Annotated in this window: 10 protein-coding genes; 3 read left to right on the top strand and 7 right to left on the bottom strand. The window is 36.6% G+C overall.

Going from position 1 to position 15257, the window contains the following annotated elements:
* Position 1: 1 nt before the first annotated feature.
* The 7 genes from DRF58_RS14635 to DRF58_RS18800 form a co-directional block, all read right to left on the bottom strand.
* Positions 2-2479 carry a glycoside hydrolase family 31 protein gene (locus DRF58_RS14635; RefSeq protein WP_116036496.1) on the bottom strand — a complete coding sequence of 826 codons (2478 nt, stop codon included), beginning with the start codon at positions 2477-2479 and terminating at the stop codon, positions 2-4.
* A 143-nt stretch (positions 2480-2622) separates the two neighbouring features.
* Complete coding sequence (locus DRF58_RS14640) at positions 2623-4092, bottom strand: SusF/SusE family outer membrane protein (RefSeq protein ID WP_116036497.1); 1470 nt, start codon at positions 4090-4092, stop codon at positions 2623-2625.
* A 20-nt stretch (positions 4093-4112) separates the two neighbouring features.
* Positions 4113-5591, bottom strand: coding sequence for a RagB/SusD family nutrient uptake outer membrane protein (locus DRF58_RS14645; RefSeq protein ID WP_116036499.1), 1479 nt, complete (start codon positions 5589-5591; stop codon positions 4113-4115).
* A 12-nt stretch (positions 5592-5603) separates the two neighbouring features.
* Positions 5604-8399 carry a SusC/RagA family TonB-linked outer membrane protein gene (locus tag DRF58_RS14650; RefSeq protein WP_116036501.1) on the bottom strand — a complete coding sequence of 932 codons (2796 nt, stop codon included), beginning with the start codon at positions 8397-8399 and terminating at the stop codon, positions 5604-5606.
* A gap of 19 nt (positions 8400-8418) precedes the next feature.
* The gene (locus DRF58_RS14655; RefSeq protein ID WP_123902421.1) at positions 8419-10899 is read right to left on the bottom strand and encodes a T9SS type A sorting domain-containing protein; all 2481 of its coding nucleotides are present in this window, start codon (positions 10897-10899) and stop codon (positions 8419-8421) included.
* Between the two features lie 204 nt (positions 10900-11103).
* Positions 11104-12741: a DUF6377 domain-containing protein gene (locus DRF58_RS14660; RefSeq protein ID WP_116036504.1), complete on the bottom strand. Its 1638-nt coding sequence runs from the start codon at positions 12739-12741 to the stop codon at positions 11104-11106.
* Positions 12742-12866: 125 nt separating this feature from the next.
* The gene (locus tag DRF58_RS18800) at positions 12867-13385 is read right to left on the bottom strand and encodes a site-specific integrase (protein WP_245955487.1); all 519 of its coding nucleotides are present in this window, start codon (positions 13383-13385) and stop codon (positions 12867-12869) included.
* Between the two features lie 74 nt (positions 13386-13459).
* Between DRF58_RS18800 and DRF58_RS18805 the strand changes: the two genes are divergently transcribed.
* From DRF58_RS18805 to DRF58_RS14675, 3 genes are all read left to right on the top strand, one after another.
* The gene (locus tag DRF58_RS18805) at positions 13460-13672 is read left to right on the top strand and encodes a hypothetical protein (protein ID WP_245955489.1); all 213 of its coding nucleotides are present in this window, start codon (positions 13460-13462) and stop codon (positions 13670-13672) included.
* A gap of 190 nt (positions 13673-13862) precedes the next feature.
* Positions 13863-14216: an ISAon1 family transposase N-terminal region protein gene (locus tag DRF58_RS14670; RefSeq protein WP_116036506.1), complete on the top strand. Its 354-nt coding sequence runs from the start codon at positions 13863-13865 to the stop codon at positions 14214-14216.
* A gap of 28 nt (positions 14217-14244) precedes the next feature.
* Entirely contained in the window at positions 14245-15189 is a 945-nt protein-coding gene (locus tag DRF58_RS14675; RefSeq protein ID WP_116036507.1) for an ISAon1 family transposase, read from the top strand.
* The last annotated feature ends 68 nt before the right edge of the window (positions 15190-15257 follow it).

The raw sequence follows: 15257 nt of genomic DNA on the forward strand, positions 1-15257 counted from the left end.
ATTAATTATTTATTTTAATATTTATTTTTTTTCTTTGATCTGGTATTTTCACCAGCAATTTTTTCCCATTTTCATCCCAGCTCCATTGTTGTGAGAAATCAGTCTCTGTATTCAATTTTTCTGTAGGAACCCATGTTACTGCATTTCCGTTGATGGAAACCGAAGTTGGCTTTTTATCCGTAAGGATGCTCAATACAAAATTTCTTTTATCGGATTGATGAAAACCTTTATCTTCAGGTGAAATATCGATGTTAAATCCATTTGCAACAGTCGAACAGATTATATGCGTTAACGAAAAAATATCTTTCAGATAATCCAGATTTTCGCCCTCGTCTTCGTACAGTGTAAAACTTGCTTTTTCATCTTCATAATTGGGAAAAATATGGAATATTATAGGATAATCTTTCTTTTCACCAATGTATTGCATAATGGGCATCATCGGAACGATTGATCCTTTCTTCACAAAAATAGGGATGGTATTGAGCGGTGCTTTGTAAGGTAATTTTTCACCACCCAGATATTCGGTTTTTTTATCATTAAAATCAATCCATTCGCCATCCGGGAAATAAACTCGTTTTACACGTTCGCCTTTTTTGAGAACAGGCGCCACAAGAATCTCCTCACCAAACATAAACTGATTGTCAATTTTTGCGGCTTCTAAATCTTTAGGATATTCCATAAAAAGACCTCTGGTAATCGGCAAGCCGGTGTCGTGTGCTTTTCTGGAATAGGTGTATAAATAAGGGAACAGTTGGTATTTTAACTCGATGGCGGCTTTGGTATTTTTCTCTGCCACTTCGCCAAACATCCAAGGTTCTACCGCATTATCTCCCTCGTGGTGCGCACGGCTAAGCGGACAAAACACGCCAAACTGCATCCATCTTGTGTAGAGTTCTGCCATTGCCGGATAATCTGTAATATCGCCGCAATAGCCAGATATATCGGTTGTCCAAAATGGGATACCACCCAAACCTGCAGAAATACCAACGGCAACCTGATTTTCCATTTGTGACCAACCATCCAGAACGTCATTGCCGTTTCCGCTGTCATTGGTCCAACCAAATGTGTAACGTTGCAAACCGGCATATGCCGAACGTGTCATCTGGAAAATTCGCTTGTTGGGATTTCTTTTATCAAACTGTTCTTTTACCACTTTGTCCCAAGTCAATCCAAAAACATTGTGGATCTCATCGTGCATCCCAAGATGGTGCTTCATATTCAGTCGGTCGGTATCTTCTTCATTGCTCCAGGCCGGTTCGCCCATATCTGTCCAAAAACCGCTGATGCCGTCATCAATTGGTTTTTGCTGATATTTGCCCCACCAATCTGCCACTGCGGGAAGTGTAAAATCTACAACACCACAGTTTCCGCCCCAAGGCCACGGCATTTCGTAAGCTTTATCAGTACGGACATCTTTTACAAAATAACCTAACTTATTGGCTTCCAGATACTGTTTGTTGTCTTTTTTTGAAATCACAGGATCTTGCGAAACAATCATTTTGAAACCATTTGATTTCAATTTTTTCAGCATTCCTTTTGGATCTTTGTAATTGCCTTTTCGCCAGTCGAAATCCTGAAGATTCTGCGTCCAGCCGATGTCCTGATAAATAATATCAATAGGAATCCTGCGTTTACGGAATTCTGCTGCCACTTCCAGCGCCTGATCTTCTCTGGTGTACAAGCCACGGCTTTGTGCAAAACCAAGTGCCCATTTTGGAGGCATTATCGGTTTTCCCGTTAGCGTAATATATTGTTTCTGGATATCCTTATAATCTTTTCCGAAAATAAAATAATAGACAAATGCGCCATTAGGAGCTTCGAAGGAGTAATAATCATCTGATTCTGTCCCGAATTTGAATTCGCTTTTATAGGTATTATCCAGGAAAATCCCGTAATTATAACTGCTCATAAAAAACGGAATACTCTTGGCAATCGGGTCTTCTGTGGTAGAGTAACAAGGTTTGTCGCTGTTCCACATTTTATAATTTTTCCCTCTTCTGTTAAGTGTTCCGGTTTTCTCGCCCAAGCCAAAAAACTGCTCATCACTTCTTAGGTTTTTGTAGGACTTTACACCTTTCCCGTTTGGGACATTTCCTTTGTCGTTATAATCGCTAAAAACCAGTTTCTGATATTTGTCGAAAATCTGGAGTTGCATCGGATTTTTGTTGACACGGATTCTTAGTTTTGAGGTAAAGATCTCGTAGGCAGAAGGTTCTTCATTCACTGATATATCGCCGATATTTTCCAATTTTTCATTAACGACGGCGAAAGAAGGATTCTGACGTGAGAATTTGCCCGACTGGTCAAACCAAACTTTCACAACAGAACTGCTGTTGATTGTTAATGATAATTTTGAACCGTCTTTGCAATTAAAAGTGACTTCATTCCTTTTTTTTGTAAACGAGGTGATCTCGCCAGCAAACAGTATTGAAGAAAAAAGCAGTCCGATGAAAAGAAAAAGTTGTTGTGTAACTTTCATTTTACTTTTAATTTTTTAATTTATTTTTTTTGAGCAATAATCTCCCGAGACACTTCCAATTTTAAAAAAAAATCAGAGGTATCATAATATCTTAAAAATCACACGGCAAAAATTGCCGTGCGATTAATTGATATGAAAAAAAGTTATTGAATGCTTAGTGTATTGGTATCCAGATTAAGTGTAATAGTGTGGTTACCAGCTTGCGCAGCTGTCACCTTCCATTTAAAATCTGTTGCATCACCGCCGGCACATTTTACTCTCTCTTGGAAACTTGTATTAGAAATGCTTTGATCTGCAACTACACCAACCAATTCTGTCCCATCACACCAAGTGGTATTGAATTTGGTAAATTTGAAAGAACCAGCAGTAAGGTTACCTGTCCAAGTGTAAACGCTTCCGTTTTTCTGCATTGGTGTGAGTGTACCCATATTCCATCCATTTGGAGTAGCATCTCCGATTATATATACATTAATAGGTTCAAATTTTATGGTATTGTTTGCTGTGTTAAGTGTAATTAGATATCTTCCTGCAGCTGCAGCAGTGACTTTCCATTTATTGTCGACGGTACAGCCGGAATTTTGAGCTACTCCCGTTGCAATAAGATCCTGATTGTCTACCAGCGGACGATACCATTCTCCGCACCACTCTCCTTTTGTACCCGTTAAGAATTTGAAGTTTCCTTCTTTAAGAGAACATTCTAAAGTGAAAATAAATGGATTACTTGTATCCTGTTTTAAAGCAACAGGGTTATCAACATCCCAACCACTTGGCGATGCGTCACCTACAATCCAAATATCACTGAACTGAGGACCATTCATTTGTTCTATTTTGATGCTTAACGTCAGTACGTTTACAGTAACTCTGTATAAACTTGCGTTATCAACAGTCCATTGTAAATCTGCACCGCTTCCGCCGACGTTGTAAACCATTTTGGTCTCATCATTAGCATCTTTGGTATAGAAATCTTGACACCAGCAACTCTCCTGAGTGGTAGCAAACTTGAAGTTTCCAGCTTTCAACTGTCCATAATAAACAAACTCTGCTGGGTTACTTGTACTTTTTGTAAGTGCAGTAGCTTTTGTAATATCCCAGCCATTCGGAGATGCATCACCAACAATGTATAAGGTATTGGTAAATGGTTTAAACGGTTTAAGTGTAAAATCTACAACTGCAGACTGAGACTGTACCGAAGCATCTGCAAATGTAGCAGTCACTCTAGCCTGCATTGCGATATCTGTTCCTGGATTTGCTCCGTAAACATCAATAAGCAAAGTATTAAGATCGCTGATCACGATATCATGAGAGTAGATGTTTTTCCCTATATCATAAGACTGTGGATTAGAAAAATTATTTTCTTTTTTATCAATTTCCAATTTGTAAGAAATTGCTGAGCTTGTGCCATGATTGTTAGCCGGAGTCCAGCTAAAATTGAATTTTGAATTATACATTGACGGCAGCAACTCACTGATTTCCGAAGTCTTCACAGACAATTCGCTGAGTTCAAACTCTTCTGAAGCCAGCTCTTCCCGACAGGCAAAAATGCCAAGGAACATAAGAGGAACAATCCAAAATAACTTTTTGCTCCAATTTTTTATGTTAGATTTTGTTTTCATAATTCAGGATAATCTTTTTATTAATAGCCAGGATTTTGTGTAAGATTAGGATTTCTGTCTCTTTCTATCTGAGGAATCGGAAGAAGCAAATGCTTGGTAGTAGCGTTGGTTTTCCCAATTGAATGTAAGAAGTCTAAACCATATTGTCCGTTGTTTGTACGTACAAGGTCAAACCATCTTTGTCCCTCGAAAGCCAACTCCATCCTTCTCTCGTGTAATACTTTGCCACGGAATGCGGCTTGTGAAAGTCCGGAAGTTAGATTTGTCAATCCAGCTCTTGTTCTCACAGCGTTGATGGGAACCAATGCCAGCGAAGTCTGTCCCAGCTCATTAAGCGCTTCGGCTTTCATCAACAACACTTCCGAATAACGCATGATTGGGAAGTTAAGCGGACTGTTGTCGTAAGACGGGAATGCAGATAAAGGCACAAGGAATTTTCTTACATTATATCCTGTGAGGGAATAGCTTGCTTTGTACTCTTTGCCATCATAATCCGGACAACCTTGATAGAAAACAGTTTTGTCTTTTCTTTTGTCTCCAGCTTCGTAACTGTCAACAAATTCTTGCGTTGGCTGATTCCAGCCCCAGCCTCCGCCAACAAAATTTGCACCACGAGGTCCCATAAATGTACTGGTCCAAGAAGCCTGATTTTCATTGCTCCAGAAATCGTATCCACCATCAGAAGCGTACTGAACTTCGAAAAGGGATTCTATTCCGTTTTCTGTATTAACATTAAAATTATCAGAATAATCTGCATTCAGTGCATAGCCCATTCCTTCTAATTGGTTGGTAAGGTCTACAACTTTTTGCCAGTTTCCTAAGGTTAGGTTTACTTTTGCCAATGCGCCAATTGCTGCACCTTTGCTTGCTCTTCCTTTATCAGCCTCACCATACTGTTGTTTTGTTGGTAATAACTGGATCGCTTTTTCTAAATCGGAAACAATCAGGTTATAAATATCTGCTTTTGGTGCTCTTGCCGGATAAAGATCTCCGTTCACATCCTGAGGCTCTGTTACCAAAGGAACATCACCAAAAAATCTTACTAAAATGAAGTAATAATGCGCTCTTAGGAAATAGGCTTCTCCCAAACATTTGTTTCTGACCGCATCGTCAATATTTAAAGTTGGAGCTATTTTGATGATAATATTAGTAGATAAAATCCCTGGCCATGGCCCTCTCCAAAGGTCTAAAACGCCTTGGTTATCCGTACTTGTAACAAAATTTGAAAGTTGTGTGGTTTCTATCCCATCATCGCCACTTCCAGCTCCTACAATACTGTTCCCAGCGAAGATATCGCTTGTCCACATTCTCATATTATAAAGTTTAGGACGTTGTAATGGCTGATAAGCTCCATTTACTAAAGTGATAAGTTCTTCTCCTGTTTTCGGATAGTTGCTAGTGTTGATTGTATCTGGCTGAGTTTTGTCAAGAAAATCGTCACTACAATTTACAGCGGTAAGTGCGATGAGTGCGAATATTGCTATTTTAATCTTTTTCATTATTTTATTTTTTTAAAATCCTACATTAAGTCCCAAAGAAACAGTTCTTGTAATAGGGTAAGTACCGTTGTCTATGCCATTAACTGGAACTTCTGGATCGAAGCCTGTATATTTGGTCCACGTCACAAGATTCTGTGCAGAAACAAATATTTTGATTAAACTGAAATTCTGACCAAAAGCACCTTTAGGAAGAGTGTAGCTCAAATTAATATTTTTGATCTTGATGTATGATCCATCTTCGATATACCTATCACTAACTCTAGAGTTTTGATTTGGATCTCCATAGATTGCTCTTGGCATATAGTTGCTAGTGCCCTCTCCTGTCCATCTTCCTAGTACAGACGCGTTTTGATTATTAATTACAGACATAGATTCTGTATACATTCTATTGGCGTTGAAGATATCGTTACCATAACTACCTTGTAGGAAAATAGTTAAATCAAAATTTTTGTATGTAAAAGTATTGTTAAGTGAGAATGTGAATTTTGGATTCGGATTTCCAATAATCGTACGGTCTTTGTCATTGATAACACCATCGTTATTCAAATCTTTGTATCTGATATCACCAGGAGCTGTACTTGTAGCAGAATTGCTTCCTGGTTGTTGTACTGCATGAACATTCACTTCGGTCTGATTTTGGAAAATCCCATCCGTAACATAACCATAGAAAATATTAACAGGATAACCGTTTTGGATCTGTCCAATGGTGCTATTAAGCCCACCACTTGCTGTGATAATCGGTGTCTCACTATTGATGCTTTCTACATTATTTTTGTTATAAGAAAAGACAACATCTGTAGACCATTTGAAGTTTTCTCCAACAAAATTTTTGGTTGATAACGTGGCTTCAATCCCTTTGTTCTGGATTTTACCAGCATTGATTGACGGAACATACACATCAGAATATCCGGAGGTTACCGGTACCGACATTGGTACGAGCATATCATTGGTGTTCTTGATATACCCATCTACAATCAAACTAATTCTGTTGTTGAACATATCTAGGTCAAAACCGGCGTTATACTGTTCTTGTCCTTCCCATTTTACGTTCGGATTTGGTAAAACGGTTGGTAAAACCGCACTTACATAAGTATTATTAAAATTGTACAGATATGTATTATATGACGATGAGAATGAGTAATTACCAATCTCCTGATTTCCCGTTATACCATAACCTAACCTTAGTTTTAAGTTATTGATGGTTTTAGAATCTTTAAGGAAATTTTCATTAGAAATTCTCCAAGCTAAAGCTGCTGATGGAAACCATCCCCATCTGTTATCTACTCCAAATCTTGAAGATCCATCTCTACGTATAGTTCCTGTTAAATAATATTTATTTGAAAAACTATAGTTTACACGTCCTAGGTATGACATAATTGCCCACTCAGATGCGTTCCCGTGTTGCACTGGTTGCAAGATACCGTTATCTATCTGCTGTGTACTTTCGCTAGGGAATTTTTGTACCGATGCACTTAGATAATTAAATTGATTATTCTGAGCACTGCTTCCTACAACGGCATTGATATGATGTTCACCAAAATTTTTGTCATAAGTCAAGGTATTATCCCAAAGCAAAGTAATACTTCTGTTAGAACCTTCTGAAAGGTAAGAATTCTCCTGAGATTTTACGCCCCAGTTGTATTTTGGAGACCAAGTTCTTGTATACCAAAGGTTCGCTTCCATACCACCTAAAGATTTAAATTTCAAATCTTTTATGATTTCAGCTTCGGCATACACGTTTCCTTGTATATTGTAACCTTTTGTAGAGTTTTCTACAATCGTTGCTTTCCCAATCGGATTATCTATATCTCCGTAAAGCATTGGATTACTTCCCGGGCCTGCCCATCCGCCATTTGCATCGTAAATAGGTCTAGTAGGCAAAGAAAGGATGGTATTTTTGATATCATAAGATCCACTTTTTTTGAGATCGTGTTGTAACTTAACACTATTCCCGATTTTTAAGAAGGGTTTTATTTTGGTATCTCCGTTTAATTGAACAATATATCTGTCATAATTTGTATTAAGAACCACACCTTTTTGATTAAAATAACTTGTAGAAACATATAAGTTACTTTTTTCTGTACGATCTCCATATGACAAAGAATAATTTGACATCAATGCTGGGCTGAAAAGTGCATCTACCCAATCTGTACCTTTTCCTAATGATGCTGGGTTTGCAAATTCCGGATTGGTTGACATCCCTGCATTGGTAAGCATTTCATTATTAAGCTGGGCATATTGCGATGCATCCAGAACTTTAATCATATTACTCACGCTTTGGATTCCTGTGAAGGTATCAAAATTAAGAATTCCACCTTTTGCGCCTCGTTTTGTAGTAATGATAACAACTCCATTGGCACCACGTGAACCATAGATGGCTGTGGATGATGCATCTTTCAGAATGTTAATAGATTCTACATCGCTCATATTGATCTGGTTGAGTCCACCATTAAGTGGCATCCCGTCAACTACGATCAGTGGGTTGTTGTTTTGGATAGTTCCTGTTCCACGGATACGAAAAGTAACATTACCACCCGGCTCCCCGGAAGTGATCACATTAACACCGGAAGCTCTACCTTGTATCGCCTGCCCGATATCTGCAACAGGTTGGTTTTCTGCCTTCCCTAAATTGATTACAGATACTGAACCTGTCAGATCTTTTGCTTTTGCTTTACCATAACCGATTACTACAACCTCATCTATCTTCTGTTCTGCTTGTAACGTATCAACAGTTTGCTGTGCATACAAATTCCCTGAAAAATAGACTGCTGCAATCGCAATGGTGCTTCTCAAAAATTTTGGTTTCATTTATAATTGGGGTTTTTATTTATTTGATTATAATTTTTTGTCCTACAATTCTGTTCTCCAGATTTACATTAAGAATATAATTCCCTTTTATCATTTTGGAAACATTAATCTCACATTGTTTACAATCTGTTTTTTGAGATTCGATCAATTTTCCTGTCATATCATATATTTCGTAACTTCTAATAATTTCGTTATCAGATGTGATAAAGATATTTTTATCCGCAGGATTAGGATAGATTGATAAAGATTTTTTGTTGATATCACTTACAGCCAAAACGTTATAAACCTGATAACCCAAAGTCATATCATTGAAAAGAATGTTATAATTGCCTGATGATGCTAAATTGAATTTGATATTAGGCGCACCACCTGTTGTAAGTTGTGCAAAACCTGTAGCTCCGTTAGCATTACCCCAATCGTCACCTGTCCAGTTAGATGTATTGGCAAATTTCAGTTCTTGATCTCCGGCAGAGAAAGAAACATTACTCTTTGTCCAGATATCATTCTGAAGACTCATCTGTTGCAAAGCCCAATTGCTGAATGTTCCTCCGACATACATATCCTGCTGATGAGCTGGTGCGAACTGGATATTATATTGCAAAGTGATATCATTGAATTCTATATTGTAAGTTCCTGATGTGGATATTGTAAAGCTGACATTAGCTCCTCCGCCGGTAGTAGATTGTGCGGTTCCTGATAAGCCGGAAGCATTGCCCCAATCCTGACCGCTGAAATTATTCGTATTTGCAAATTTCAATTCATAATTTCCTGCAAGAAGAACTTGGTCTTTGATCTTCCAAACATTGTTCTCCATTGTCATAGCTTTCATACTCCAGTTGTTAAAATTTCCTCCAACGTACATTTGAGAGTAATGACCACCTGTTACATTGAAACTTTGGAGTTGAGGTATGGCGGCACAATAACCACTTCCACCGCTTTGTTTTGCCTGTACAAACACGATCCCATTCACACCTGTCAGTTGAATTTGATTATTTACAATTTTTGCCGGTCCGGAATTAACTTCATAGGTTATAACCTGACCCACAGATGATGTCGCTGTCGGACTAAAAGCTGAATCACTAGCATTCTTATTGGGAATTGTTGGGAAATTAATGGTCTGCCCATTGCAGCTTTCCGTAGAATTCCTAATTAATTTAAGGATGATACATCCGTGTGGCGGAACTGTAACCGAGATGTCGCTCATTTTCCCCAGATTGGCATGCTGCCAAAGATCTCTTACCATCACTTGTCCTGTGACACCAAGCTGGTTGAGAAAGTTCATAGAACGGACCTGAGGTGTTGTTTCTCTGTTAAAAAAACCGATGATCCAGTCGCCGTTGCTCAGCTGTCCCCGCCAGGTTTGGCTGTTAGCATTTGTAGGATCATTACTAAGGGGTTTTCCAACAAATTTTGCAGTATTCAGATCCAACAATTCAGAATTTTGGTAAAGCCAGAGATCGTTGCCAATGGTGTTGTATTGATCTGCAATAGTAACCGGACCGCCTGCCAAGATATTGAGAGAGATCACACTTCTTTTCTCTGCATCGTTCGCAAAAGTATTGATTCTAAGAAAGTCTCCATCTAATTGAACTTTATTACTTCCCGTTACCTGAGACCAATAGATAAATCCATCAAATGCATTGGCATATTGTGACCAAGTATTAAAACGATGACCTCTGTCTTTATCACTAAATTTATACCAAGTACCTTCGCCAGCATCTTCATTAATTCTAAAAAGATGACCATATTGTTTTTCTAATTCTGCTGTATTAAAAAGATTTGGCATTACTAAACTCAAATATACTCCATTAGCATCACAAGCTTCGCGCATCCATTTTAAAGCCTTTTCGTACTGAGCTCTTGTTCTTTGTGGACCTACAGTTCCTAAGTTTCTATCATAACCGGTTTCAAACCAAGAGAGAAAATCTACACGCAGATATTTGATTCCCATATCCGCATAATATTTCACATATCCTTTTACATATTCTTCTGCACCTGGTCTGTCAACTTGTACCCATCGGAACCACATTGCATTTTCATTAGGATCTAGAAGTGATGATACATTAATATTAGTCCCTACAATCTTTTTTGTGGTATCATTAGCATCCACGTGCAGCCAAAGAGGATTCTCATACATCCCGAAAGTCATCCCTTTACCCTGGAGATATTGGGACCACCAGGCATAATCGTGCTGCCAATGAGAAGAATGGCTTTTTCTATAACCGTTTTCATTGATTTGGCTTGTATCTCCCCATCCGTCCATACACACCATATTGTAGCCATAGGATTTCAGGTTTTGCTCAAGCCAATTGATATTATCGGATAAAGCCTGCTCTGTAAGGTAATTGTCCTGAACGCCAGCCATCTCTCGCGTGATATGATATTCATAAGGATTCCAGTAGAGAGGTGCTTTATATGGATTTTGACAATAGCACATTCCGGATAGAAAAAGTAGAAATATAAGAGAATACAAACGTCTGAAAATGTTAGGCTGTTTCATAATATAAGGGGAGATTAAAGTTATTATTAACAGTTTTTTAACTGAATGTTAATTAACTTTTGCTAATATATCTCGATTACATAACAAAAAATGCCTTTAACAGTCGCTGAAGATATTTAGGTAAATAAAAAAGGAGGATTTTGAAGTTTATTTAATTGAAATACAAAATATTACGTTTTAAAAAACAAATTAAAAAAGTAAATGTTAATGATAAGAAATTGAGCCAATCATCATAATTTTTTCTTCGAATTCATCATTTCCAACAACCGATTTTGTTTTCAATTTGCTCTTATAATTATAAATTGTTCTTAAAGAATATCTTAAAAAGTCAGAAATTTGTTGCGCATCATCAATGCCAAGTCGTATTAATGCAAAAATTCTAAGCTCCGTTTTCAGTATATTTGTAACATCATACCTTTCCTCCGGTTTCAGCAGTTTGTTAACTTCTTCTACAAAGTTTGGGTAGATTCTCAAAAATGCTTTATCAAAGCTTAGATAAAGCTCATCCAAATCCAGTTCAACATTTTTTTTATTATTTATCATTTCAGTCAACTTATCCACCTGGCCAGCAGATAATCTTTTGGAAATCAATTTTTTATATTTTTCAAAACGTTCCAGATAGATAGAACACTGATTAATGAAAAATGCAACATATTCTTCCTTGATATGGTTAGCTTCATTCAGTTTGCCATTCATCATTTTGAGGTCTGTATTCATCAACGATAGCTCATTCCTGGAAGACGCGATTGTTTTCAGCTGCTTATAGATAAAAAACAAGGTAATAGCCAGTCCTAACAATAAAATGCTGATGATAAAAACAGACCAGCGCAATTTGTTGTTTTGGGAATTGATCGTAAGAAGATAAGTATTCTCTATAATCGGCTGAACCTTGCTGATCTGAATGCTTCTGAAACGCGCATTATAAAAATTAGCATCCTGCAAAGCCGATTGGATGTAGATGTAAGCCCTTTCCGTTTCACCCTTTTTATACAAAATGCTTGCAAGATCCTGCATAGAACGGTTTTCTTTCGTAGAAGACTCTATATCGGATATTGCAGAATAGATAAGGCAGCTTTCCTGCGAATCCTGATTCCCAAGTTTTGCTTCTATTACTGCTTTACAATAGCTTCCTATCGCATACAGCCTAGTTCCGGGGTTTGTAGTTTTCAGGAACCGGTCGATATTGTCATTAGCAAGCTTCCATTGATTATTAATCCTGTTTTTATGGCTCAGAAAGAGATAATAAAACTGATTATCCGGTTTCAAACTTTTATAGGCATAATCGTAATAATTAACCAGATTTTTTTTATATCTAATTCCATGAGTATTATTATCACCGGTATAATCCAGCAGATTGGAATACAAGCATTCGTAAGCAGAATTATAAGAAAAACGTAAGTCTGAAGAAAGTTTTTCGGGATTGATCCTATCTAAAATCTCTTTTGATTCTACAAAAAGTCCGGTCGTAGAAAGCAATACAGATCTTTGAAGAAGATTTTTGTGTAGCCATCTGTTATTATTGTTTTTTAATGCTATTTGTCTATTTCTGTCCGAGTATAGATATGCAGAATCACATTGATATCCAAGATATTCTTCCGCTATCTGATAATTTACATCATAGGTAACGCTATCTGAATTCTTATTGGTTTTAAGCTTATCTTTCAGTTTTTGGATTGTTATTTTCTTCTTGTTCTCGTAATATTGTTTTTGTTTAATTTTTTTGTCTAAGCTACTCAGTAATCTTTCATTTACATTAATAGCAGAATTATTTTTTTGGCAGGAAATAGCTCCTAAAAAAAAGTAAAAAATAAAAAAACAGTTCCTTATTTTAAAGACTATCATAAAAGTTTTAATTCTATCTGCTAATTTATAAAAAGATTAAATTTAATGATGACATTCTATTTTTTATTATGAATAAAAATATTAATTTAATTTTCGATTAGTAGTTTGAAATAATCTTAAAAATTCTACACCAATTTTTTCTTCAAAGTCAACATACCCTCACTTACTTTTTTATCTAAAATTTTTGCGTAATGCTGAGTGGTCTTAATACTTTTATGTCCAAGCATTTTGCTGACACTTTCAATAGGAACTCCATTGGAAAGAGTAACAGTAGTAGCAAATGTGTGTCTTGCAATGTGAAATGTGAGTTCTTTTGTGATTTTACATAAATCTGCAATCTCTTTAAGATAAGCATTCATTTTCTGATTACTGAGCACAGGAAGAAGTTTTCCAGAAATAGTACACATCAGATGTTTTTCATATTTCTTAATGATATCTTCTGCAACCGGGAGCAAAGGTAGATGAGAAGCTATTTTTGTTTTTTGCCGTGCAGTAAAAATCCATTTATTACCGCCTATTCCGACTCCTATATTGTCTTTGGTAAGATTCCAAGCATCAATAAAAGATAGTCCTGTATAACAGCTGAAAAGAAATACATCGCAAACCAAAGCAACTCGTTCTATTTTCAATTCTTTATTCTGCAAACGTGATAATTCTTCTTCATCCCAAACCCCTCTGTTTACCTCAACAAATTTGGAACTGTAGCCTGAAAAGGATTATGAATCATCCATTTATTTGCCAACCATATTCTAATAATTTTACCGAAATTTTTGACTTACTTCACTGCGGAATTATTAGCACAAGATTTTTCTGTTCACAGGAAAAACTCAAAGTCATAAATGAAGACGTAGTCTATTTCTATAATCTCAATATCAGAAATATTAAATTTCCATTTCAGAAATTCCTTGATGTGGCTCAGACAGGTTTATAACGTGTCAATGTCCCTTTTGCATATTCTTTTCCCAATAATGATTCCATTCTGTTGTTATGCTCCTGGAAGATAGGAATATGCATTCTTGATTTTTCTCCTTTGCCTAAGAGTTTTTTTAAAGCATTTCGCTTGTTACCGTGGATCAGTAACAAAAGTTGGGGAGAAGTTTAATAATCCTTAGTTTTGTCTTGTGTTTACAAGTCCAGAATTATTAAAGTTATTACTGCCCGAATATTTAGTGGCATATTTCGATATTGTAAAATTTGAGGAAAAAGAAGGACAGCTTCATATTTATTTTGAAGAAAAGAATACCATTCCGAAAGAGTTTTCCTCACTTCATCTACAATCCAAAGGCTTTCATGAAGAAATTACGGTGGATGATTTTCCGCTTCGAGGAAAACCCGTAAAACTTCATATCCAACGTAGAAGATGGACAGACACAAAAGCTGGAAAAATATTACAACGAGACTGGAATCTCATCGCAAAAGGCACTCGCATGACACAAGATTTTGCAGAGTTCTTAAAAAAAATCAGCCGATACTAAAGCCCTTCCTTTAGAAACCATCGGCGAAATGTACGGGGTAAATGGCAAAAAATTCCGAAGGCAATACAAAAAATCGTTAAGTGATTTTAAAAACTGGAAACAGAAACCCCATGCAGAAGATTACATTCTATTTTCCGAAAATTGTTCTGAAAATTTATCATTAGATGAAGTCGCTTTATCCGAGGGAGAACTTTACACCGTACTTACCTCCAAAACAGCAAGAGGTAGAAAAGGGAGTATTGTTGCCATTATTAAAGGAACAAAAAGCGAAAATGTAATTGAAAAACTTATGAAAATAGGTAGAAAATTAAGGCAAAAAGTAAAAGAAGTGACTCTGGATATGGCAGGTTCTATGAAACTGATTGCTAAAATAAGTTTCCCAAACGCAGTGCAGGTTATTGACCGTTTCCATGTTCAGAAACTCGCTATCGAAGCCGTTCAAGAACTCAGAATAAAACACCGATGGGAAGCGATTGATTTAGAAAATGAAATCCTAAAACAAGCCAAAGACAAGAAAACAAAACCCGAAATCGAAGTTTTTGAAAACAACGATACCCGAAAGCAACTCTTGGTAAGAAGCCGTTATTTTTTGTATAAAAGCTGTGAAAAATGGACACAAAACCAAAGACTCAGAGCAGGAATTTTATTCCGAGAATACCCCGATTTAGAACTCGCCTACAATTTAGCGGACGGTTTAAGAAAAATCTACAACCAAAATATTACAAAATCTGTTGCCATGCTCAAACTGGCTCATTGGTTTAAAGATGTTGAAGAATCAGGTTTTAAATCTTTTACAACACTTAAAAACACCATCACCAACCATTATAACGATATTCTCAATTATTTTGAAATAAGAAGTACCAACGCTTCCGCAGAATCTTTCAATGCTAAAATCAAAAACTTCAGACTTCAACTCAGAGGTGTCAAAGACAAAGCTTTTTTGGATCAATCTCAAAAGTTGTGTGCAAATTGAAATAAGTTTTCGATTTTTGCAGTAAACTTTAAGAACATTGGATCATTATCTGGAACTGCTGAAACATA

Origin of the sequence: Epilithonimonas hispanica (assembly GCF_003385395.1) — a bacterium.
Taxonomy (GTDB): domain Bacteria; phylum Bacteroidota; class Bacteroidia; order Flavobacteriales; family Weeksellaceae; genus Epilithonimonas; species Epilithonimonas hispanica.

Bases quoted from the DNA above. Each gene is read 5' to 3' on its own strand.
- DRF58_RS14635 (WP_116036496.1), bottom strand. From the start codon at position 2,479: ATGAAAGTTACACAACAACTTTTTCTTTTCATCGGACTGCTTTTTTCT.
- DRF58_RS14640 (WP_116036497.1), bottom strand. From the start codon at position 4,092: ATGAAAACAAAATCTAACATAAAAAATTGGAGCAAAAAGTTATTTTGG.
- DRF58_RS14645 (WP_116036499.1), bottom strand. From the start codon at position 5,591: ATGAAAAAGATTAAAATAGCAATATTCGCACTCATCGCACTTACCGCT.
- DRF58_RS14650 (WP_116036501.1), bottom strand. From the start codon at position 8,399: ATGAAACCAAAATTTTTGAGAAGCACCATTGCGATTGCAGCAGTCTAT.
- DRF58_RS14655 (WP_123902421.1), bottom strand. From the start codon at position 10,899: ATGAAACAGCCTAACATTTTCAGACGTTTGTATTCTCTTATATTTCTA.
- DRF58_RS14660 (WP_116036504.1), bottom strand. From the start codon at position 12,741: ATGATAGTCTTTAAAATAAGGAACTGTTTTTTTATTTTTTACTTTTTT.
- DRF58_RS18805 (WP_245955489.1), top strand. From the start codon at position 13,460: ATGAATCATCCATTTATTTGCCAACCATATTCTAATAATTTTACCGAA.
- DRF58_RS14675 (WP_116036507.1), top strand. From the start codon at position 14,245: ATGTACGGGGTAAATGGCAAAAAATTCCGAAGGCAATACAAAAAATCG.